The sequence below is a fragment of the Flavobacterium sp. GCM10023249 genome (assembly GCF_042653365.1).
Lineage (GTDB): Bacteria > Bacteroidota > Bacteroidia > Flavobacteriales > Flavobacteriaceae > Flavobacterium.
Map to the genome: position 1 here is coordinate 695,762 of NZ_JBHSHZ010000009.1, position 23,184 is coordinate 718,945.

Here is a 23,184-nt window from a genome sequence, read left to right on the forward strand (position 1 = left end):
AAACAAACTGTAATTTATTAATTTTCAGCACACTTATTTTTCAAGTACTGTTTCTAGTTTTTTTACGTTATTTTTATCGAAAAATATCTTCATTGCAGATCAAATTTTTAATTCTATTTCTCCTTTTCAGTTTCCAAAACACTTTTGGACAAGACTTCTTTTTCGTTATTACCTCCGAAAACACAATCGAAAATAAAAGCATAGACAGTATCGGTTATCAAAAAAAACACAACAATGTTAAATCGATTCTTGAAGAAGAAAAGAAATTCAAAACAAAGATTGCTAACCATGGTTTTTTTGAGTCTGAATTCAAAAAAATACAAAAAATAAACGATACCACTTTTCAAGTTTCAGTCGCTCTTGGCAGACAAACCACCTCTACTCATATCAAAATTGGGCAAAAAAACAGGGATGATAATCCTACAATTTTCAATGCAAATGAAGAGATGGTCAAAATCAAAACTTCAGACGTTGAAAATTATTTAAATCAGCTTTTATCACGATTTGAAAAAAACGGCTATGCACTTGTAAAACTTCGACTCATTAAACAAGAATTACAAGGAAACTCTCTTTATTGCGAATTAGAAATTACCAATGGAAAGATTCGCAAACTAGACCAAATCGTAATAAATGGATACGATAAATTCCCTAAAAGCCACACTAAAAACCTTGTTCGTATCTATCGCAATAAAATTTTCAATCAAGACAATCTAAAACAAGTTTACAATGATGTTTCAAAATTCCGATTTGTCAAACAAACTAAATTTCCTGAAATATTATTTACAAAAGACTCAACCAAAGCCTACGTGTATCTTGAAAAAAATAAAGCCAATTCTTTCGATGGATTTATCGGCTTTACCAATAACGAGCAAAAGAAAATAGTGTTCAGTGGTTATTTGGATCTACAATTGCAAAACTTAATGAATGGAGGAGAAAAAATCAACATTTTCTGGAAAAGCGATGGAAGCAATCAAAAAACATTCAATGCTTCTACCGAACTACCTTACATTTTCAAATCTCCCCTTGGTATAAAAGCACAACTCAACATATTCAAACAAGACACAATTTTTCAAAACACACAAACCAATCTCGATCTGGGGTATTATTTCAAATACAACACACGTGCCTATATCGGCTATCAAGAATCCGAATCCAGTGATATTCAAAACACAAACAGCACCACCCTTAGCGACTTTAGCAATCAGTTTTTAACAGTTCAACTGGAGCATTTCAATTACGACAACAATTCCTTTTTATTCCCAGAAAAAACTTCCATAAAAATTAAAGTCGGAACCGGAAAGAGAACTGCTGTCGAATTTCAAGACAATCAGTTTTTAGCCAAAGTTGACTTAGCCCACAATATATACCTGAATTCAAAAAATATTTTTTTTGCAAAAACCCAAAACGCTTATTTAAAAAGTAACCAATACCTTATTAATGAATTATTTCGTTTTGGCGGAATTAATTCCATTAGAGGTTTTAATGAAAATAGTCTTCAAGGCAATTTCTTTACATCCATTTTAACGGAATACCGCTATTTGGCTACTCCTAACCTTTATCTACATTCTATAATAGATTACGGCTATTTGCAAGACAAATCCACCAATCAAAACAACACACTTCTAGGCCTTGGATTCGGATTTGGCATGGCTACCAAAAACGGTTTATTCAACTTAGTTTACGCAAATGGAAGCACCAAAAATCAACCCATTAAACTTTCGAACTCTATAGTTCAAATTAGCTTTAAAACCAATTTCTAACCAACCTTCTACAACATTGATAGACTCTTGATTGCAGTTGGTAGTTGAAATTGTTTTCCTACAAAAACACTCTTTAATATTGTTTGATAAATAAATTATTTAAGCACTCATCTCAAATAATAACAATTAATCAAACAGATCATGAAATCAAAGTTCAAATGGATTATTGCGCTTTATGTTGCGCTCTTTGTGCAAATGGCTTTTGCACAAGAAAAAACTGTTTCTGGTGTTGTTTCTGATGACACAGGACCACTGCCCGGAGCCAATGTTGTTGTAAAAGGAACAACAAGAGGAATTCAAACCAATTTTGACGGAAGTTATTCCATTAAAGCACGCGAAGGTGAAATCTTAGTATTCTCTTTCTTAGGACTAACAGACGTTCAAAGAACAATCGGAACTGCAAATACCATCAATGTTGTGATGCGTGAAGATGCCAAAGTACTTAACGAAGTTGTCGTAACAGCATTAGGTGTAGGTCGTGAGAAAAAATCATTAGGTTACGGAACGCAAAAAATTGATGGAAATGAAGTATCCAAAACTCCAAGCAGCAATTTCATCAATAATCTTTCAGGAAAAGTCGCAGGACTCCAAATCAAAACCAACAATAATATTGGAGGTTCAACAAATGTGGTCATAAGAGGCTTTAAATCCATCAGTTCCAACAACCAAGCTCTTTTTGTAATTGACGGAGTACCTGTAGACAATTCCAATACAAACAACGCATTGCAACAAACTGGTACTATTGGTTATGACTATGGAAATGCAGCATCAGATATCAATCCGAACGATATTGAAAGTATTAACGTATTGAAAGGCGCAGCGGCAACAGCACTTTATGGTTCTAGAGCGGCTAATGGTGCCATCATGATTACCACTAAGAAAGGAAAAAACAATCAGAAAGGAATTGGCGTTACATTAGATTCGGGAGTAAGCATTGGCAAAGTAGACAAAACTACTTTCGCAAGTTACCAAACCAAATACGGTCAAGGTTATTTTCCTTCTTTCAGGACTACTTTCGATATTGACGGGGACGGAATCAACGACTTAGTTGCAAGAACCAATCATGATGCTTCGTTCGGACCAGCATATGACTCGAGCATAATGGTATATGGTTGGGATTCATTTGTACCTGAATCGCCATATTATCAAACAGCACGCCCATGGAGCATTGCCAAAAATGGAGCAATTACATTTTTCAAATCTCCAGTTTCAACAAACAATACAGTATCGCTTAATGGTGGTAGTGAAAAAGGAAATTTTGCATTGTCCTATACCAATTTAATTGCAACTGGATTATTACCCAACAGCAAGCAAGATCGAAATTCATTCATCGGAAATGCTAGTTTAAAAGTAACTGATAAAATTACAGCTAATTTTATGGGGAATTATATCAATACAAAAACATTAGGTAGAAATGGTACTGGATATTTAGGCAACATCGTTTCAAATTTCAGACAATGGTGGGCCACTAATGCCGACATCAAAGAATTAGAAAGCATTTACACTAAAACTAAGCAGAATTACACATGGAATGCCAATAACCCGAATAATTTATCCCCAGCTTATTGGAACAACCCTTATTTTGACCGTTTTGAAAATTACCAAAATGATAGCAGAAACCGTTTCATTGGTAACACTTCGTTAAATTATAAGTTCAATGATTGGCTAGATGTAATGGGACGAGTTTCTGTTGATACTTATTCTCAAATCCAAGAAGAAAGAAGAGCTGTTGGTTCGTATGCAGGTGATCCATTTGGAATATCACTTACAAACGATCCGGCAGGATACCAAAGATTCAACCGAGATTATTCTGAATTTAACTATGATGTAATGGCGAACTTCAACAAAGATTTAACCGAAGACCTCAATATAAAAGGAGTAGCCGGTATCAGTTTACGAAGACAACACATCAGCTCCATTTTAGCATCGACTTCAGGAGGATTAATTGTGCCAGGAATTTATTCGTTGGCCAACTCTCTAAATCCAGTGGAAAAACCAGTTGAATTTGAAGCCAAACAAGGTGTAAATGGCTATTATCTAAGCACTTCGCTGGGATACAAAGACACCTATTATATCGATGGTACAATACGAAGAGATGTAGCTTCTACTCTACCGAAAGGCAACAACGAATACTACTACCCATCTGTTTCATCTAGCATACTGTTTTCCAATCTTCTAAAACAAGATTGGTTGGATTTGGGTAAAATTAGAGTTGGCTATGCTGAAGTAGGAAACGATGCACGATTTGCTATCCTAAAAGACACCTATGTAAGTGTAACTCCATTCACTTCACCATTGTTTTCAGTACCTAACATCAAAAACAATCCTAATTTGAAACCGGAAAGAACGAAAAGTTGGGAAGCCGGTTTAGAAATGCAATTTTTCAAAAAAAGACTTGGATTTGATTTTTCAGCGTATAAAACCAATACCATCAATCAAGTTGTAAACCTTCCTGTTTCTGAGGCCACGGGGGTTACACAAGTATTCAAAAATGTTGGAAATATTGAAAACAAAGGTTTGGAAGCTATTGTAAATATCAATCCAGTAGCGACCGAAAAATTCAAATGGGATATCGCAGTAAATTGGTCAATGAATAGAAATATGGTTTTGGAACTTGATAAAGGCATCGAAAATTACCAATTGGGTCAGTTCCAAGGAGGTATTTCTGTCAATGCTTCTGTAGGTAAACCCTATGGTACAATTCAAGGAACAGATTATGTTTACCTAAATGGACAAAGAGTAGTTGATTCATCAACAGGAAAATATCTGATTACTCCAACCAACGACAATGTCATTGGAAATTTTACACCCGATTGGAATGGTGGTGTCAACAATAAATTCTCTTACGGAAATCTGTCATTCAGTTTCTTAGTTGACGTTCAAAAAGGAGGCGATGTTTTCTCATTGGACAGATGGTATGGTGAAGGAACAGGTTTGTATCAAAATACGGTTTTTACCAATGATTTAGGAAATCCAGTTCGAAATTCATTAGCTGATGGTGGTGGTGTAATTCTTCCGGGTGTTTTCGAAGATGGAACTCCTAACGACATTAGAATCGACACTAGCACTGGAACGGATGGTTACTTTGGATATTTGGGCTCCGCCAATTCCGATTATGTATACGATGCATCTTATATAAAATTGAGAGAGGTTACTTTAGGCTATTCTCTACCTAAAAAATACTTAGGAGAAAAAATTCAAGACGTATACTTTGGGTTAACAGGGTCTAACTTATGGATCATTCATAAAAACTTACCTGATGCCGATCCGGAATCTGGATTAAGTTCGGGAAATCTACAAGGTTTCCAATCAGGTGTATTACCAACAACACGTAATGTGGCTTTCAATTTAAAAGTTAAATTTTAAAACCTCTAAAAATGAAAAAAATATCTATACTAATGGGGTTGGGATTACTTCTTTCCTTGACTTCTTGCAATGACGATTCGATCACCGATTTGAATAATGATCCTAAAAATCTAACCGTTGTACCTGCAGGCACTTTATTAGGCAATGCCGAAAAAAACTTGTTCGATCAAATGACAAGCTCCAATGTAAACACAAATGTTTTCAGACTTTTCGCGCAACATTGGACCGAAACTACCTACCTAGACGAATCTAGATATGATGTTTTGCAGCGGAATGTTCCTGACACCCATTGGAGAACACTTTACAGAGATGTATTAAGGGATTTGAAAGAAGCTTATGATATTACCAACAAAGAACAAGCGCTAACTACAAGTGCTCAAAAAGTGAAAGACAATAAATTAGCTTTAATTGAAGTACTGAATATTTACTCTTATAGTGTACTTGTTGACACTTTTGGAAATATACCGTATACAGAATCTTTAGATCCGCTGAATCACCCGTCACCAAAATATGATGATGCTAAAACGATTTATACCGATTTATTCACCCGATTGGACAATGCCATCGCAAAATTAGATGAGAATTATGAAAGCTTCGGTGACTATGATTTTATTTATGGTGGAGATATCGCACATTGGAAAAAATTTGCAAATTCATTGCAGTTAAGAATGGCCATCACTGTGGCTGACGAACCCTCTTTGAGCACATTAGCAAAAACAAAAGCAGAAACTGCCGTAAGCAACGGAGTTATTCAATCCAATGCTGACAATGCCGTTTTACATTATCTGTCGAATGAACCCAATTCAAACCCATTGTATTCAGATTTGGTTACCAGTGGAAGGTACGATTTCGTTGCAGCATCAACCTTAGTAGATAAAATGAACGCTTTGAGCGATCCTCGTCGTGGACAGTATTTCATTGACATCAACGGAAGTTACATTGGCTGCCCGTATGCCGCTGGAGGTGATTTCGAAAATTATTCATCAGCTGGAGATCCGCAAAGTAATGGACCAAAAACCAGATTATTAAACCCTACTTTGGAAGGAATTTTATTGGATTACACCGAAGTAGAATTTTACTTAGCTGAGGCAATTGAGAGAGGATTTAATGTAGGAGGAACTGCTGAATCTCATTATAACAATGCCATCACCTCATCAATAATGTATTGGGGTGGAACGAACGCTGAGGCTACTAACTATTTATTACAAACTTCTGTGGCTTACGCAACTGCCTCAGGCACATGGAGACAAAAAATTGGAGAACAAGCCTGGTTAGGTTATTACAATAGAGGATTTGAAGCTTGGACAACCTATAGAAGACTGGATTATCCAAATCTTATCGCTCCATCAAATGCAGTATCTGCAGCAGAGGGCGTAGTACCCAAGCGATACACCTATCCTGTTTTAGAACAAACATTAAATGGCACGAACCATGAAGCCGCTTCAGCTGCTATTGGAGGTGACAAATTAAAAACCAAATTATTTTGGGATAAATTCTAAGTTCATTTGAGTTGGTTATGTTTGAAAAACCACTAAGCCTTAAAGCTTGGTGGTTTTTTTATATCTTTGCAACATGGAAAAAGAACACCAAATTTTCGGAATACGAGCTATAATTGAAGCAATCAATGCTAAAAAAGAGATTGACAAAGTTTTCATTCAAAAAGATGCGCAAGGCGATTTGATGCAAGAATTGATGAAAACCATGAAGAGAAACAATATCAATTTCTCCTATGTACCTGTTGAAAAACTGAACAAACTTACACACAATAATCATCAGGGCGCAGTAGCAACCATTGCCCCTATCACATTTCACACCCTTGAAAATTTAGTGGAATCTCTTTTAGAAAAAGAAAAGAAACCTTTATTATTGATATTGGATCAACTTTCTGATGCCCGTAATTTCGGAGCCATTATCCGAACTGCGGAATGTACAGGAGTTGATGGTATCATTATCCAAAAACAAGGTTCTGCTCCTGTTAATGGAGATACGGTAAAAACATCGGCTGGAGCTGTTTTCAATGTACCTATTTGTAAAGTAGATCACATCAAAGATGCTGTTTTTTATCTTCAAGGTTCTGGTATCAAAACCGTTGCCGCAACTGAAAAAACAGACAATAACATTTACGACATCAACTTTAATGAACCGGTAGCGATTATTATGGGTAGTGAAGATCGAGGGGTGAATCCATCGGTATTAAAAATCGTAGATGAAAAAGCGAAACTTCCTATGTTCGGCACTATTGAATCCTTAAATGTTTCGGTGGCATGTGGTGCATTTCTTTACGAAACCCTCAGACAAAGAATGTAAAAAACAAATCAAAATATTCTATAAAAAAGACAAGCTATTGCTTGTCTTTTTCTTTATAATTGTAAAACACATTGAAATCTGAATTAAAAAAACGTATTACATCATCTTCTTCTTTTGGTTCAGGCTCTTTTGGTTTTGGAGCAAAATTCCCATTCTCGTCAAAATGTTTCATAAAATCATCTTGTGACGGATCAAAATCAGGGCGTTGCCAATCATAAACAATTGGCTTTTCGTAAACATGAGAATCTATCATTCTAGACAATACAAAACCTGCTAAAAATCCACTCAAATGGGCTTCCCAAGAAATTTGTACTTCCGTAGAAGGAAACATATACCATATCATCCCTCCATAGAGTAATACTATCACAAAGGACAAGGCTATCAACCTGTAATATTTGGTTTGAAATCCCTCAAAAAACATAAAACTAGCCAGCACATAGATTAAACCACTCGCACCAATATGATAACTCTCTCTTCCAATTATCCAGGTACCTACTCCCGAAAACAAAACACCCAGCAGTAATACTTTTAAAGATTGTTTTCTATAAAAATAACGAAGAGCCATCAGTAATACAAAAAGTGAAATACTATTATTCCACAAATGATTCAAATCTCCGTGGAGAAAAACACTAAATAAAACCCCTTTCAACCCTGATGTAGTTCTTGGCAAAATTCCATAATGCAACAAATCCCCAGGCAGAATAATTTCCAATACAAAAACGCCCCATAAAGCCAATACAAAAAAAAGTGGCCAAGCAATTACCGAAGTAGAAAATTTAAAATCCGATTCTTTCATATGAAAATCCCATCAAAAATATAACCAAAACGAATTTAATGAACTTTTGTCATAACCTCATGACCGGATAATTTGTTTTTGTTGATTTGATGACTGAAAAGTCCTAAATTTGATACCCAATTTGTAGCACAATCAAATTCAATCAATGGAAGCACCTTTAGCCGAACGCATACGCCCAAAATCATTAGAAGAATACATCAGTCAGACTCATTTAGTTGGCGAACAAGGATCCCTTACTCATCAAATTAGTCGTGGTATTATTCCTTCCTTAATATTATGGGGGCCACCAGGTACTGGAAAAACCACATTAGCACAAATTATGGCCAACGAAAGTCAGCGCCCTTTTTTTGAGTTGAGTGCTATTAATTCTGGCGTTAAGGACATTCGAGAAGTAATTGATAAAGCCAAACAAAGTGGCGGTTTGTTTACTACCAAAAATCCAATTTTGTTCATTGATGAGATTCACCGATTTAGCAAATCGCAGCAAGATTCATTATTGGCGGCGGTAGAAAAAGGCTGGGTAACATTAATTGGTGCCACAACAGAAAATCCGAGCTTTGAAGTCATTCCCGCTTTATTGTCAAGATGTCAGGTTTATATCTTAAATGCTTTCACAAAAGATGATTTGGAAGCATTGTTACACCGTGCCCTAACTACAGATGTTGTTTTAAAAACCAAAGACATCCAACTTAAAGAAACCGAAGCGCTTTTACGCCTTTCGGGTGGTGACGGTAGAAAGTTGTTGAACATTTTTGAATTAATCATCAATGCTTCTGAAGGAGATTCCATAGAAATCACCAATGAAAAAGTAATGCAATTGGTGCAAAAAAACACCGTTTTATATGACAAAACCGGAGAACAACATTACGATATAGTTTCGGCCTTCATCAAATCCATTCGAGGAAGTGATCCCAACGGGGCAGTCTATTGGCTAGCACGAATGATTGAAGGTGGTGAAGATGTAAAATTCATTGCCCGACGAATGCTTATTTTGGCTTCAGAAGATATTGGAAATGCGAATCCGACAGCATTAATCATGGCTAATAATACCTTTCAGGCAGTAACTACAATTGGTTATCCTGAAAGTAGAATTATCTTGAGTCAGTGTGCCGTCTATTTAGCAACATCGGCAAAAAGTAATGCCAGCTATATGGCTATAGGAAAGGCACAACAAATAGTAAAACAAACCGGCGATTTACCTGTACCTTTACATTTACGCAATGCTCCTACGAAACTTATGAAAGAACTGGGCTATGGTGAAGAATATAAATATTCGCATGATTATGCCAACAACTTTGCCGAACAAGAATTCTTACCTACAGAAATTTCGGCAACTAAATTCTTCGATCCTGGTGATAATGCACGGGAAAAAGAATTACGTCAGTTTCTAAAAAACCGCTGGAAAGACAAATACGATTATTAAAATTTAGAGTTTAATTTCGAGTTTTTCCGTAGTTGTTTTATCACCATCGATATATTCAAAAACCCAACTTCCGCCTTTTGACACTACAATCCCATTTCTACCATTGTAGGTTGTAAGATATACATCTAATTTTGACGTTTTGAACAAGACTAATTCTTTTTGATTGGAAGAGTTGACAACTTTGATGAATGATTCGTTCTTTTCAGTTTTGACAACCTCTACAGAAACATTTTCTACTTCACGCGTTTTTAATTTCTCTTGTGCTTCTTCATCAAAATATGTTTTGCCTGAATATTTGTATTTCGAATTATCAAATGATTTTAAAGTTTTCAGCAATGCTTCGTTATAGGATTTTGCATAATTTTTTTCTCGGCTTTCACCCAAATCGGTGGTAAACAAAACTTGATTCTTGCAATCTTTAAATTCTACCTGTAATTTGGTAACGAACATATTGCTTTCTTGTTTCAAATCAACAAAAACCTTATTGCAATTATAATCCATAAATCCTTCAGGCATTGTTTCATTGGATAAATACACTTCGAAACCCTTCTGTTTGAGAAACGACTTAATGGTAGAATTGATTCTATACTCGTTATCTTCTTTTTGAAAATTATATCGAGCAGGGATTACAGCCATATTGTAATCATTCAATGTTGATTGTGCCATCCCTAATACTGACATTAATAATAAACCTAGGCATAGTAGTTTTTTCATGCTAAAAAAGTTTTTTAAGTTCCACTAAGGTAACAATTTGAGAAATATCTTTCGCAACTTCAATGTTTTCCGAATTAAAAAAAATGGATTCCATACCAAAATTTTTAGCTCCACCAATATCGGCATCTAGACAATCGCCTATCATAATACTCTCTTCTTTTGTTGCTCCGGCCTTATTCAATGCGTGTTCAAAAATTCCCGAATGTGGCTTTTTTACACCCGCCATTTCAGAATTGGTCACTGTATCAAAAAAATGGTAAATTCCTGAATTGTTTAGTTTCTTGAACTGTACTTCGGCAAATCCATTGGTAATAATATGCAATTTGTATTTTTTATGTAGATATTCCAACGTTTCGACACAACCTTCAAACAAATGATTGCTATTGGGCAAATGTGCTATATAATCATCCGAAATTTTATCAATCAAAGCGTCAGCAACAGCGATATTTAACGCATCAAAGGATTGTTTCAATCTTTGGTACCGTAACTCTTGATGAGTAATTAAATTGTTTTGGTACAATTTCCAACAAGCCTGATTGATGGGTGCATACATCTTTATAAATTCATCAATATTGATTTCAGGCAACAAATCGGTGAAAATCGTTGCAAAAGCATGTTCCGAGTTTTTGTCGAAATCCCAAAGTGTATGGTCTAAGTCGAAAAAAATATGATTGATTTTTGAGTACATCGGTGTATGTGTTAGATTGCGTGAGCGGGTGAAGCAAGTTACCGTGTAACGCGAAACACGCGACCCTTTAGGGGCACGCCCTAATTCCCTTTAACGATAACGGCTTCTTCAATATTATACATCCAATTGTCAGGATCATTTTCATTGACTTTCATAATTCCCTCCAAAGTAACATATTGATCGGTACGTAGTTTTAATTTTCCTGCTTTGAATTTAATTCCCATAATGGTTTCCGGTCCTGCTTTTCCACAGAAAAAACAAGAAGCAAATACATTTTTACTCAACGCATAATTCACATTGTCAATAGGAACTATGAATCCCGACATAAAAATGCGTTTATTATGGTATTTTTTGATTTCGGGACTAATCAAAGGAAAATCAATACTCCCATAATCTTTATGTTGTTTTTTTATGTACTTAATTTGACCTAGTTTTTTCCAAGTCAAAGTATCCGATACGAATGCTTTTTGTGCATTTTTGGATTGCTCCTTAACAAAGTCTGATTTTTGAAAACCCATTAATGCAAAAACTAATACTACAATTCCAATTTTTATTTTACCCATTTGCTAATGTCTTTGATATGTTCATGCGGTAGGCTTTAATAGCTGGTATAATAGCAGCCAAAACTCCCACCAATAATGTAATTAAAAAAAGATACCCTTCCTTGTCCCAAATTATTTCTGCAGGGTTGAACTCCATTTTAAAATCGTCTGCCGTTGCATTGGAAATCCAACGCAATCCTACTCTACCAATAATTGTTCCAAAAAAGTAGCCTACTGCACACAAAAATAAACTTTCTATAATTACCAAGGAAAGAATTTGTAATCTTGACGCACCATGAACACGCAACAATGCGAATTCATATTGTCTTTCTTTGAGTCGATTGTACAATGCAATAAAAATACTAATTCCCGAAATTAGCATTATTCCATAGGCTAAATACTCTAACGTTTTTAACCCAATTCCGAATAATGTAAACAAACGATTGATTTCTATTGCAGGTGAAGCTGCTTGCATCTTGGTGTTTTGCGCTATGATTCTTGGCCAAGTCACAATACCCATTTTACTTCTGAATTTCAGCAAAACCGAAGTGATTTCTCTTGGCTCTTGAGCATCTCCATTCCCGTGTTCATGTTCGTGACCGTGCATGGCCCAAACACTTCCGATAGTACTCAGCACAAGATTATCTACTACTTTTCCGGTTTTTGAAGCAATACCTACAACCACATATTGGAACTCGTCGTGTTGTTCACCTTCTTTGGCATCTCCATGAGTTCCATTGAACGTATCACCTATTTTCAAATTCAGTTTTTGTGCAACAGCGTGCCCTAACACAACTTCAAATTCGTTCTTGAAAACTTCACCAATAGCTATTTTTGCCTTGAATTTTTCAAGATAAGCCGGTGTAGTTCCCACAATTTTATATCCTAAATAATTGTCGCCATACGCTAATGGTATTGCCGATTGTACAAATGGATGACGCATCCAAACACTTGCCGAATCATAATCAATATTCCCTGTAGGTGCATCAACCTGATAAACCGAAGACAAAACCAATTGCAACGGACTTCCTTGTGCACCTAATACCAAATCAATGTCATCTGCATTACTGGAAAATTGTTCTTCAAATTGCTTTTGCAATACAATAAGCAAAGTGATAATGGCCACACTTGATGCCAGCAACACAACACTTAACAATGTATTTAACGGTTTAAACCAAATATTTCTCCACGCTAATTTTGCAATCATGACAATGCTATTTGGTTCGTAAATCGTTGCTTCAACCGAGAATCATGAGTTACAATTATTAGTGCAGTATTGTATTCTTTGGCCAAATTCCCTAACAAATCGGCTACTTTGAATGTATTCGCATCATCCAAGCTCGAAGTAGGCTCATCAGCCAAAAGTACTTTCGGATTATTAATTAATGCTCTGGCAATTGAAACCCTTTGTTGTTGTCCAACGCTTAATTGAGATGGCAATTTGCGTTCCTGTTTTTCAAGATGCAAATGCGCTAAAAGAGATTTTGCTTTCTCTTTTTCATTTTTCCCAGTTGCTAACCAAGAAGCCAACATTACATTTTCTAAAACAGAAATGGATTCGACAAAATGATTTTGTTGCAACACAATTCCAATATTTTTTCCTCGGAATGCATCCAATTGTTTTTCTGATAACGGATTAATATTTACATTATCAAAAAGAATTTCTCCCGACTCAGGCCGAAGCAAACCTCCTAACAAATGCAACAATGTAGTCTTACCTACTCCTGAATTCCCAGTAATCAATACTGATTCGGAAGCATTGCAAACGATATCCGGAAACTCAAACCGAATTTCGTTCTTATAAGAAAAAGAAAGATTTTTAGTGACAATCATTTTTTACAATAGGCCTTCATCGGCGAAGCTAAAATAACTCTTTTCGGTGACAATAATATGATCCAACACTAAAATATCGAGGTGTTTTCCTGCTTCAATCAATTTTTTGGTGATTTGCTTGTCTGCTTCACTTGCTTGTAATTTTCCGGACGGATGATTATGAACTAAAACTACTGAAGTGGCATGATGCTCCAAAGCCATTTTAAAAACCAAACGGGTATCAACTACAGTTCCGGTAATTCCGCCTTTACTGATTTGCGATTTGTAAATAACTTTATTCGAATTATTAAGATACAAAACCCAAAATTCTTCATGAGGTAATTCACCAATAATAGGTTGCATCAATTCGAAAACAGCTTTACTGGAAGTAATTTTAGAAAGTTCCAAAGCAGTTTCATCTCTCCGACGCCTACCCAATTCCAAAGCTGCTGCAATAGTAATAGCTTTGGCCTCGCCAATTCCTTTGAACTGGATTAATTGTTGCACGGATTGTTTTCCCAAATGACTAAGATTGTTATTCACCGAAGCTAAAATGCGTTGGCATAATTGCACGGCACTTTCATTTCGGGAACCGGAACCAATAAGAATGGCTAGTAATTCAGAATCTGATAAAGTAGATTTTCCTTTGAGAAGGAATTTTTCACGTGGGCGATCGTCTTCGGCCCACTGATTAATTGGCGTATACATAATTTCTTGGCTTAAAAGGTAAAGAAACTTATTTTCTGAAACAATTCAAAATAAAACATTTGTAAGTTGCGTTAGATAAATTCAACACAAAATACTATGTACAAATATTGCTGTTTAATTGCTTTATGTTTAACGTTGACTAATTTCGATTCTAAAAAGGAAGAAAAACCAACATCAGCAAGCCATCTGCCTTCAATTAAAACCGAAAGTAAAACAACCGATTTTTATGAAGAACTCTCCATTGCAGCAGTATCTATAATTGATCCTGAAGTAGTATACACACCTGACTATGTTCGCATAAAATACCCAAATGGCGACGTACCCGCAAAAACAGGAGTATGTACCGATGTTATTATCAGAGCATACCGCAAACTCAATATCGATTTACAGAAAGAAGTACATGAGGATATGGTAGCGAATTTCAAATTGTACCCTAATTTAAAAAAATGGGGATTGAAAAAAACCGACACCAATATTGACCACAGGAGAGTGCCAAATCTTGAAACTTTTTTCAGAAGAAAAGGCACAAAATTGGCCATCTCAGACAATCCGGATGATTATAAACCGGGTGAAATTGTAAGTTGGATAATTGATGATGAGTTAACCCATATCGGAATTGTCACGCACTTACGATCGCAAGACGGCAAGCGTCCATTAATTGTTCATAATATGGGATACGGACAACTATTGGACGACTGTCTCTTTATTGATAAAATTGTTGGGCACTTTAAGTATCAGAACTAAATAATTTTTGTAAAATGTAAATCAACAATACGACTAAAGCCAAATAAAATAAAAGTAGCGTGGAAAATGACAAAAAAGCTAGAATCCTTGTTCCTTTATATTCTGTTTTATCTGTAAAAACTTCTATTTTCCTCTTTAAATACAAATCAGAAAAAGAACCTGAAAATGATAAAAGCTCAAAAAGCAACTCAAAAAAGGTTGCCATTAGCCAATCAAACCCTTAACTTCATCAAAGTTCAATCCGCCATAATTTCCTGAACTCATCAAAAGCAAAGCTGAATTATCAAAATTATGACTAAATAAAAACTGTTTGAATTCGGCTGGATTGGTATAAATCACCAAATTATCCCGTTTGAATGCTTTTGCAATCTGTTCGTAAGTCACTTCTTCCAATTGTTTGATTTTAACTGCATCCGGAGAATAGAATACCACGGCAACATCTGCATGATCTAGAGCGCCTTCGTATTCTTTCAAAAATTCAGCATTCAAACTACTGTAAGTATGCAATTCCAAACAAGCTACTAATGTACGATCAGGATATTGTTCTTTCACCGCTTTTGTGGTTGCAGCCACCTTACTCGGCGAATGGGCAAAATCTTTATAAGCCACTTTATTAGAACTCTCGGCAATTTTTTCCAAACGTTTCGAAGCTCCTTTGAAACTAGCGATAGCTTCATAAAAATCCGCTTCATCGACGCCCATGTTTTGGCAAATCCATTTCGCACCGGCCAAATTATTTAAATTATGCGCACCGAAAACTTCAATTGGCATCGGCCCTTCAGGTGTAGCTAATAATGTCACTCCGTTTTGCACAGTGTATTCTGCTGTATGGTATCCAATTTTACGAATTGGATTTTCGGCTTTCTCTGCAACGCGTTTTACTTCCGGATCGTTTTCGTTGTAAACCAAAATTCCTCCGTTAGTAATCTTTTGAATAAAAATTTCAAACTGTTCTACGTAGTTTTCATACGTTGGAAACACGTTAATATGATCCCAGGCAATTCCTGAAATCAAAGCGATATTAGGCTGGTACAAATGAAACTTCGGTCTTCTATCTATTGGGGAAGACAAATACTCATCTCCTTCCAAGACAATGAAATCATTATCTTCTGTTAGATGCACCATCGTATCGAAACCTTCCAACTGTGCTCCCACCATATAATCGACCTCGATATTGTGGTAGTGCATTACATGAAGAATCATCGAAGTAATGGTTGTTTTCCCGTGTGAACCACCAATAACCACACGAGTTTTATTCTTGGACTGTTCGTATAAAAATTCAGGATACGAATAAATCCTCAATCCTAGCTCTTGTGCTTTCAATAGTTCGGGATTGTCTGCTTTAGCATGCATCCCTAGAATAACAGCCTCAATATCTGCTGTAATTTTTTCCGGAAACCATCCTAATATCTCTGGCAACAACCCTTTATTTGCCAATCTTGATCTTGAAGGTTCAAAAATAGCATCATCGCTACCGGTTACGTGATATCCTTTATAGTGTAATGCCAATGCTAAATTATGCATAGCGGCGCCGCCAATGGCTATGAAGTGAGTTCTCATGAAATCTATCTAGTATTCGTGATTTGGTTATTAATTATTTACAGCCTTAAACTTTACTTGCTCAAAGATAACGGATAAAGTGATTTTATGAAATATTTCGGATGCAAATCTACTAGCGAGAATTATTTTCAAAGTAGCTTTGCAAAAAATCAAAACAGTCCCAACCCTTTGAGGAAAAAAATCCTCTATAGATATAAACAAAACATATGCGATTACTTTTATTTTTATCTGCCTTTTTATTCTCTTTCAATGTATTTGCACAGGATTATGCTTCCGATTGGAATGTTGTAATTCAAAATGAACTAGAAGGTAAAACCGAAACAGCCAACAAGAAAGTACTTGAAATTTATGCACAGGCCAAGAAAGCCAAAAATGAACCGCAAATTATCAAGTGCTTCTTTTACACCTCTAAATTCAGACAGGTTTTTGATGAAAAGGCAGAACAAATCACATTAACAACTTTACAAAATGAAATCAAAGTGGTTTCCCCTGCCTCAAAATCGATATTGCATTATATTTACGGCACTATCTTAAAAGATTATTACCAATACTATGATTATAAGATTAAGCAAAGAAAATCAGTTACAGAGAAAAATACGGATCTCGAAACCTGGTCCGCGGAAGATTTTTTCACTGAAATAAATGCAAGTTTTTCAAAAGCGTTGGAAAACGAAACACTTCTAAGAAACAAATACATAAACGAATACAAAGACATTCTTGAAATTTCGTCTTTCAACGACGCGAAACAATATTCACTTTACGATTTCCTCAGTAAAGAAATCCAAAGTTACTATTTGAGAAAGTGTAATGATTGGCACGAAAAAGAAAAACTCCCAAAAGAGCCTGAGCTAATTGCCAGCTTTTATGGAGATTCTGAAAAATTTGTAAACATGAATTTTTCAAATCTCACACTCAATTTAGAAATGTTTCTAAAAATTCTTCAAAGAAAGGAAAAATACTATTTAACAAACAACAAATCACTTATCGAATCGGCAAAGTACGATCGCTTTAAAGCCATCAATACTGTCTTTCCTGACAAAACTTTATTTACTACAGTTACAAGAAATCTTGAAAACAACACAACAAACAACAACTTAAAACAGTGTCTTAAAATAAACAGAGCAGTAATACTTAGGGAAGATCCTAAAAAAAACAGCCATGCTTTAAGCATTCTGGATTCTGTTATCAATTCCAAAGTGGATGACTATATCATTTCGGAAGCTCAAATGGAAAGACAGAAAATTTTAGCCAAAGAACTTTCAATTTCTTTGAATAAGAAGACATATGCCAACGAAAACAGCCGCGCATTTATTAGCTTCCGAAATGTCAACAATATCAAATTATCGTATTTCAAAATTAGTGCAGACCAGTACATTAAATTCGATCAAAAAACAAAAGATACTTTAATTGCAAGTACGAAAAATAAAAAACCTTTCAAATATTCAACACATTCGCTACCGGATAAAAAAGACTACTGTAAATATTCAACAGAAATTCTATTGGATCAAATGCCGGTTGGACATTACCTTATTATAGCCGAAGACACTGACAAAGAAGGCGAAATGGTACTAAACACAAATGCAACATTATTACAAGTCACCAATATTGATTATATTAAGGATGGTAACAGCAAACAAGAACATTTCTTTTTATTAGATAAGAAAACCGGAAAACCTTTAAATAATGCATTGGTAAAAACTTTATATGCTACCACAAAAACAGATAAGAATGGAAAAGCAGTACTAAACCAAAAAAAGCAGGAGAAAAAAAGCCCAGACTCGTACATCTATTTTACACAAAAAAAGGACACTTTGGTTCAAGTTTACGAGCAGTTTACAGTTCCTTATTCCTACAATAGTTCAGAGGACAACCGTAAGATCGTGTCCAAAATATACCTAGACAGAGCTATTTATCGTCCTGGTCAAAAAGCATATTTCAAAGTCATTCTCTTTCAGAACAAAAAGAATATTAAAAGTACGATTCCTCAATTAACGATTCATGTAACTATTGACGATGCTTCAGGGAAAACCTTAAAAGAATTCGACATTCAGACGAATGAATTCGGATCTTTTTCTGGAGAATTTGACATTCCAAAAAATTGCATAACAGGAAGGTTTTCGATTGATCTGGACGAACCTGATGATGTAACTAAAGACACATTATATTATGACACGAAAAAAGAGGAACACGCAATATGGGATGAATTAAGCTCAATATTTGATCATGAAGAGCTCAGTTTTAAAGTGGAAGAATACAAACGTCCAAGCTTTGAAATCAAATTTGATACTATAAAAGAAAATTATACAATTGGCGACACCGTAAAAGTAACTGGCCGTGCAAAATCATTAGCCGGAAACAATATTACCAATGCAACAGTTAAATACATTATCAGTAAAAAGATAAAAACAACTGATCAACAATTTACAAGTTCAAAAGCAAACATTATAAAAGAAACCAAAACAGACAAAAATGGCGAATTTAGCATAGCGTTCAACGCTACTGATAGCGAATTTCGAAATAACAACATTGACAACATCCTTTTCAATATTGATGTTGATGTAATTGACAGTAACGGAGAAACTCAAAGCAGTACCGCAACGGTTGATGTAAACCAGAAAACATTAAAACTCGGCATCGACTTTGTTTTCAATGAAAACAACAAACCTTATGGAGGACTTTATAAAGAAAACAAAAACAGTATAAAGTTAGAAGCAACTACATATAATAACTACTCTGTTGATACTAAAGGGGAATTGCAAATTTTCAGAATTACAAAAAAACATTATCTAAAAGAGAGACAGTTTGATACTCCTTCTGTTCCTATAATTCCGAGATCGGAATTCGAAAAGTTATTTCCACATGAACCTTATGACAATGAAGACAGCGCACGGCGCTTTTACAATGATTTTTATTCCAATGATTCAGTAATTCGCGCCAAGAATAGGATTCTGGTTAAAACCATTCCATTCAACACCAAAGAAAATCACAAAATCCTTCTTGAAAATTTAGACACAGGTGAATATATTATTGTTGCAAAAGCAGCAGACAGTAAAGGTAACTGGATTGAAACCAGTAAAACTTTTGAAATGAAATCAATTGACAAACCTCAATCAGCATCTGAAGTTTTCACATACAAAAGAGTAAATATAGAATCAAAAGACAAAGTTGCCTTCGAATTCTATTCAGTTTTACCACAACTCTACATCACTGTTAGAAAGTACATAGGATTGACTCTTGACGAAATCAAAATTGTAGAAATTAAAAACGGGAAAGGTTTTTATACCACTTCAAAATCAAATAATAAAAAAAATAATTCTTTCCATTTTTCTGCATTATGGGAAAATGGAAAATATTCTGAAGAGATAACCATTTCAAAAAAAACATTCCAAAAGTATATTGATTTTGATGTACTTTCCTTCAGAAACAAAATCGAACCAGGAAGCAATGAAAATTGGTCATTCAAAATAGAAGACAACAAACTCGAAACGGAAGTATTGGCCTCAATGTACGACACTTCACTGGATCAATTTGCGAAAGGATCTTGGGAATTTCCATACTTTCATAATTACTTCAATCCACCTAGCTATCCTTATATCAGGAGTTGGGGTCGCGATAAAGTAGAGATGGATTTTCATTCTGAATCTAAAAAAACATATTACTACAAATTCAACATTCAGCCAAAATTAAATTGGTTTGGCTTTAATTTCTTGAACTCCAATAGTCTTATCAAAGGAAAATACTACAAAGACATCATCAAATTAAGTAACTTACCCGATGGTTCTAAGCAAATTACAGGTATTGTTTCTGATGCAACCGGAACTATTCCCGGCGCTAATGTTGTAGTTGAAGGAACTAATCGAGGTGTGCAAACCGACTTTGACGGAGCATACAGCATTTTTGCAAAAGAAGGAGAAAAGTTAGTGTATTCGTTTATGGGAATGATTGATGTTGTTAAAACAGTGGGAAGCGCTAATGTTATTAATACCGTTTTACAAGAAAACACACAGCAATTAAAAGAAATGGTAATTACTTCTGTGGGATATAAAAAAAATGAACAGGTATTCAACCCTAACATCATTGTTGTAGCAAAAAATGATAAAGACATACGATTATTTAATGAATACAAAAAGAGACTTTACGAGTACGATGAAGATGAAGAAGGCGTAATGAGAAAAAAATCCGCAGTTACTTCCTCATACTCGACTGTACATACTGAGGAACTACAACATGGATCATCATCTCTTAATCAAAATGAAAAAGCTTTAATTATTATTGATGGTGAAATACAAGATTTGGCAACACTGAAAAAAATCCCGCAGGATGATATCACATCCATAACCATTTTAACGGAAAAAGAAGCTACTAATCTGTATGGTGAAAAAGGTAAAAACGGAGTTATTTTGATTAGTACCAAAACTGCCTTAAAAGACTTGGAAAAGGTAAAAGCAAGAAAGAATTTCAATGAAACCGCTTTCTTCTACCCGCATTTGAAAACGGATACAGATGGTAAAATCAGTTTTAACTTTACTACTCCGGAATCCTTAACAAAATGGAGACTGCGATTATTTGGTCATAACAAAAATGCGGAAGTAGGTTATTTTGAAACCGAAATCATTTCCCAAAAAGAAGTAATGGTCATGCCCAATATGCCACGTTTCTTCCGTGAAAATGACACCATAACATTATCTGCAAAAGTGGTTAACATGACTAATGAAGCTAAATCAGGGACGGCGATGCTGCAATTAATGGATGCAGCAACCGGAAATACTATTGATGTTCGATGTCTGAATACTGACAATGCTAAAAATTTCATCTGCAAACCAAAAGAAAGTGTCGCCGTAAAATGGATGATAACCATTCCCGAAGGCGCCCAGAGAATACAATATAAAATAGTGGCCAAATCAGGAAATTTCAGTGATGGGGAAGAAAATATAATTCCGGTACTAACCAATAAAATTCTGGTAACCGAATCCCTACCAATTTGGGTAAGAGAAAAAACAAAAAAGGAATTCACTTTTGACAACCTAAAAAACAACAATTCAAAAACATTAAAAAATCATTTGTTCACTTTTGAGTATACTTCAAATCCAACTTGGTTTGCCTTACAGTCATTACCTTATTTAATGGAATACGAACACGAATGTGCCGAACAAACCTTCGCTCGATATTTTGCTAACTTCATTGCGTCTCAAATCATTAATAGCAATCCTAAAATTGCCGAACTCTTCGAATCTTGGAAAAATGAGAATAAAAAATCTCGATTGGAAATGAACGAAGAGCTGAAATCGGTTATTTTACAGGAAACACCTTGGTTATTGGATGCTGATGAAGAAGCAAAAAACAAACATTTGGCGTATTTATTTGATTTGAAAAAACTAAAAGATTCATCGGATGAAATCAGTAAAAAGTTAAAAGAGAAACAGTCAATCTCAGGAGGATTTGTATGGTTTGATGGCGGAAGCGAAAACCTGTTTATTACACAGCATATTCTTTCGGGAATTGGTCATTTGAATGCTATGTTTCCTAATTCACAGGCCTCTTTTGAAGGAATTATCGCTACTGGAATTCCCTACATTGACAAACAGTTTACCGACTCATCAAAAAACAGAAAAATTGGTTCAAATTGCAATCCAATCGATTTGCATTATCTATACACCAGAAGCTTTTACTCAAAATCACATCCGCTTAATGATATAAATAAAAAAGCTATCGAAAATCAGCTAGTCGGTTTAAAAACCAATTGGTTGGAATACAATTTGTATCAAAAAGCACAAATGGCTCTTATCTTCAACCGCTTCGGAGAAAAAGAATGGGCAAAAAAAATTATCACACATTTCAAAGAAACAGCCTCACATGACACTGAAAAAGGAATGTATTGGATAGCTAATAAAAACAGTTTCAACTGGTACGAATCTCCAATTGAAACACAAGTTCTGATCATCGAAGCATTTTCTGAAATCGAAAATGATAAAAACACTATTGATGCTTTAAAAGTTTGGCTCATCAAAAACAAACAAACCAATAGTTGGGCTACCACAAAAGCAACAACCGAAGCTATCTATGCTTTATTACTTTCCGGAACTAATTGGTTGGAAGCAAAAAACAATACAGTTTTTAAAATCGGAGATGAAAAAATATTGCAACAGAAACTAACTGAAAAAGAAAAAGAAACTGCTACGGGTTATATTAAATTAAACTGGAAGGCGGAAGAAACAAACAAAGAAATGGCTTCTATTACGGTAGAAAACAAATCGGAAGTGCCTGGCTTTGGTGGTGCTTATTGGCAGTATTTTGAAAACCTCGAAAACATTAAAACCGATTCAAAATCAGGTTTAAGCATTCAAAAAGACGTTTTCAAGAAAGTCAAAGACAGTCAGGGTGAAAAATTAATCCCGATCAAAGATCAAAAATTGACATTAGGAGATGTCATCACTTTCCGCTTGATTATCAAAACCGATAATGATTTGGAATTTGTTCATCTTAAAGATTTAAGAGCTTCCTGTTTTGAACCTCTAGATGTCATTTCTGAGTACAAATACCAAGATGGATTGAGTTATTACAGAAGTACCAAAGATATTGCCACTCATTTCTTCTTCGATAACATCAAAAAAGGAACGTACGTTTTGGAATACGATGTAAGAGTAAATAATCAGGGAATTTTCAATAACGGTATTGCTACACTCCAAAGTATGTATGCTCCAGAATTCAGCACGCATTCCACCTCTACAAAAATTAAAGTAACTGAATAACAAAACAAAAAAACC

General features: G+C 35.1%; 15 protein-coding genes. 7 read left to right on the forward strand and 8 right to left on the reverse strand.

Translation table 11 applies throughout. From position 1 onward, the window contains the following. Positions 1–92 precede the first annotated feature (92 nt). From ACFO7M_RS09985 to rlmB, 4 genes are all read left to right on the forward strand, one after another. Complete coding sequence (locus tag ACFO7M_RS09985) at positions 93–1,760, forward strand: hypothetical protein (RefSeq protein WP_379714808.1); 1,668 nt, start codon at positions 93–95, stop codon at positions 1,758–1,760. Between the two features lie 141 nt (positions 1,761–1,901). After that, positions 1,902–5,126, forward strand: a complete 3,225-nt coding sequence (locus ACFO7M_RS09990; protein ID WP_379714810.1) for a SusC/RagA family TonB-linked outer membrane protein — start codon at positions 1,902–1,904, stop codon at positions 5,124–5,126. An 11-nt stretch (positions 5,127–5,137) separates the two neighbouring features. Next, positions 5,138–6,625, forward strand: a complete 1,488-nt coding sequence (locus ACFO7M_RS09995) for a SusD/RagB family nutrient-binding outer membrane lipoprotein (RefSeq protein ID WP_379735412.1) — start codon at positions 5,138–5,140, stop codon at positions 6,623–6,625. 73 nt (positions 6,626–6,698) lie between these two features. Continuing rightward, the gene (gene rlmB, locus ACFO7M_RS10000) at positions 6,699–7,433 is read left to right on the forward strand and encodes a 23S rRNA (guanosine(2251)-2'-O)-methyltransferase RlmB (protein ID WP_379735414.1); all 735 of its coding nucleotides are present in this window, start codon (positions 6,699–6,701) and stop codon (positions 7,431–7,433) included. 34 nt (positions 7,434–7,467) lie between these two features. On the opposite strand, the gene ACFO7M_RS10005 is transcribed toward rlmB, so the two are convergent. Continuing rightward, positions 7,468–8,229: a rhomboid family intramembrane serine protease gene (locus ACFO7M_RS10005; RefSeq protein ID WP_379735416.1), complete on the reverse strand. Its 762-nt coding sequence runs from the start codon at positions 8,227–8,229 to the stop codon at positions 7,468–7,470. Positions 8,230–8,374: 145 nt separating this feature from the next. Here ACFO7M_RS10005 and ACFO7M_RS10010 point away from each other — a divergent pair, with 145 nt between their 5' ends. Further along, on the forward strand, positions 8,375–9,652 hold the full coding sequence (locus ACFO7M_RS10010; protein WP_379735418.1) for a replication-associated recombination protein A: 1,278 nt from the start codon (positions 8,375–8,377) through the stop codon (positions 9,650–9,652). Between the two features lie 3 nt (positions 9,653–9,655). Here the strand turns inward: ACFO7M_RS10010 and ACFO7M_RS10015 are convergent, their stop codons facing one another. The 6 genes from ACFO7M_RS10015 to radC form a co-directional block, all read right to left on the reverse strand. Further along, a complete protein-coding gene (locus ACFO7M_RS10015; protein WP_379735420.1) occupies positions 9,656–10,366 on the reverse strand; it encodes a hypothetical protein in 711 nt (236 codons plus the stop codon). Position 10,367: 1 nt separating this feature from the next. Beyond that, on the reverse strand, positions 10,368–11,054 hold the full coding sequence (locus ACFO7M_RS10020) for a YjjG family noncanonical pyrimidine nucleotidase (protein ID WP_379735422.1): 687 nt from the start codon (positions 11,052–11,054) through the stop codon (positions 10,368–10,370). A gap of 80 nt (positions 11,055–11,134) precedes the next feature. Beyond that, positions 11,135–11,617 (reverse strand): hypothetical protein, encoded by a 483-nt coding sequence (locus tag ACFO7M_RS10025; RefSeq protein ID WP_379714824.1) that lies wholly within the window; start codon positions 11,615–11,617, stop codon positions 11,135–11,137. Further along, entirely contained in the window at positions 11,610–12,803 is a 1,194-nt protein-coding gene (locus tag ACFO7M_RS10030; RefSeq protein ID WP_379735424.1) for an ABC transporter permease, read from the reverse strand. Before ACFO7M_RS10030 ends, ACFO7M_RS10025 begins: the two co-directional genes overlap by 8 nt. Next, positions 12,800–13,429 carry an ABC transporter ATP-binding protein gene (locus tag ACFO7M_RS10035; RefSeq protein WP_379735426.1) on the reverse strand — a complete coding sequence of 210 codons (630 nt, stop codon included), beginning with the start codon at positions 13,427–13,429 and terminating at the stop codon, positions 12,800–12,802. The genes ACFO7M_RS10030 and ACFO7M_RS10035 overlap by 4 nt, the downstream gene beginning before the upstream one ends. A gap of 3 nt (positions 13,430–13,432) precedes the next feature. Beyond that, a complete protein-coding gene (radC, locus tag ACFO7M_RS10040; protein ID WP_379735428.1) occupies positions 13,433–14,116 on the reverse strand; it encodes a RadC family protein in 684 nt (227 codons plus the stop codon). Positions 14,117–14,212: 96 nt separating this feature from the next. On the opposite strand from radC, the gene ACFO7M_RS10045 reads away from it, so the two are divergent. Then, positions 14,213–14,860, forward strand: a complete 648-nt coding sequence (locus ACFO7M_RS10045) for a DUF1287 domain-containing protein (protein WP_379735429.1) — start codon at positions 14,213–14,215, stop codon at positions 14,858–14,860. A gap of 204 nt (positions 14,861–15,064) precedes the next feature. Here the strand turns inward: ACFO7M_RS10045 and ACFO7M_RS10050 are convergent, their stop codons facing one another. After that, on the reverse strand, positions 15,065–16,420 hold the full coding sequence (locus ACFO7M_RS10050) for a UDP-N-acetylmuramate--L-alanine ligase (RefSeq protein ID WP_379735431.1): 1,356 nt from the start codon (positions 16,418–16,420) through the stop codon (positions 15,065–15,067). A 206-nt stretch (positions 16,421–16,626) separates the two neighbouring features. Here ACFO7M_RS10050 and ACFO7M_RS10055 point away from each other — a divergent pair, with 206 nt between their 5' ends. Then, entirely contained in the window at positions 16,627–23,169 is a 6,543-nt protein-coding gene (locus tag ACFO7M_RS10055) for an MG2 domain-containing protein (protein ID WP_379735432.1), read from the forward strand. Positions 23,170–23,184 lie beyond the last annotated feature (15 nt).

Coding starts and splice junctions, on each gene's coding strand:
- ACFO7M_RS10030 (WP_379735424.1), bottom strand. CDS start 12,803: ATGATTGCAAAATTAGCGTGGAGAAATATTTGGTTTAAACCGTTAAAT.
- ACFO7M_RS10045 (WP_379735429.1), top strand. CDS start 14,213: ATGTACAAATATTGCTGTTTAATTGCTTTATGTTTAACGTTGACTAAT.
- ACFO7M_RS10055 (WP_379735432.1), top strand. CDS start 16,627: ATGCGATTACTTTTATTTTTATCTGCCTTTTTATTCTCTTTCAATGTA.
- ACFO7M_RS09990 (WP_379714810.1), top strand. CDS start 1,902: ATGAAATCAAAGTTCAAATGGATTATTGCGCTTTATGTTGCGCTCTTT.
- ACFO7M_RS10025 (WP_379714824.1), bottom strand. CDS start 11,617: ATGGGTAAAATAAAAATTGGAATTGTAGTATTAGTTTTTGCATTAATG.
- radC (WP_379735428.1), bottom strand. CDS start 14,116: ATGTATACGCCAATTAATCAGTGGGCCGAAGACGATCGCCCACGTGAA.
- ACFO7M_RS10035 (WP_379735426.1), bottom strand. CDS start 13,429: ATGATTGTCACTAAAAATCTTTCTTTTTCTTATAAGAACGAAATTCGG.
- ACFO7M_RS09995 (WP_379735412.1), top strand. CDS start 5,138: ATGAAAAAAATATCTATACTAATGGGGTTGGGATTACTTCTTTCCTTG.
- ACFO7M_RS10050 (WP_379735431.1), bottom strand. CDS start 16,420: ATGAGAACTCACTTCATAGCCATTGGCGGCGCCGCTATGCATAATTTA.
- ACFO7M_RS10005 (WP_379735416.1), bottom strand. CDS start 8,229: ATGAAAGAATCGGATTTTAAATTTTCTACTTCGGTAATTGCTTGGCCA.
- ACFO7M_RS10020 (WP_379735422.1), bottom strand. CDS start 11,054: ATGTACTCAAAAATCAATCATATTTTTTTCGACTTAGACCATACACTT.
- rlmB (WP_379735414.1), top strand. CDS start 6,699: ATGGAAAAAGAACACCAAATTTTCGGAATACGAGCTATAATTGAAGCA.
- ACFO7M_RS10015 (WP_379735420.1), bottom strand. CDS start 10,366: ATGAAAAAACTACTATGCCTAGGTTTATTATTAATGTCAGTATTAGGG.
- ACFO7M_RS10010 (WP_379735418.1), top strand. CDS start 8,375: ATGGAAGCACCTTTAGCCGAACGCATACGCCCAAAATCATTAGAAGAA.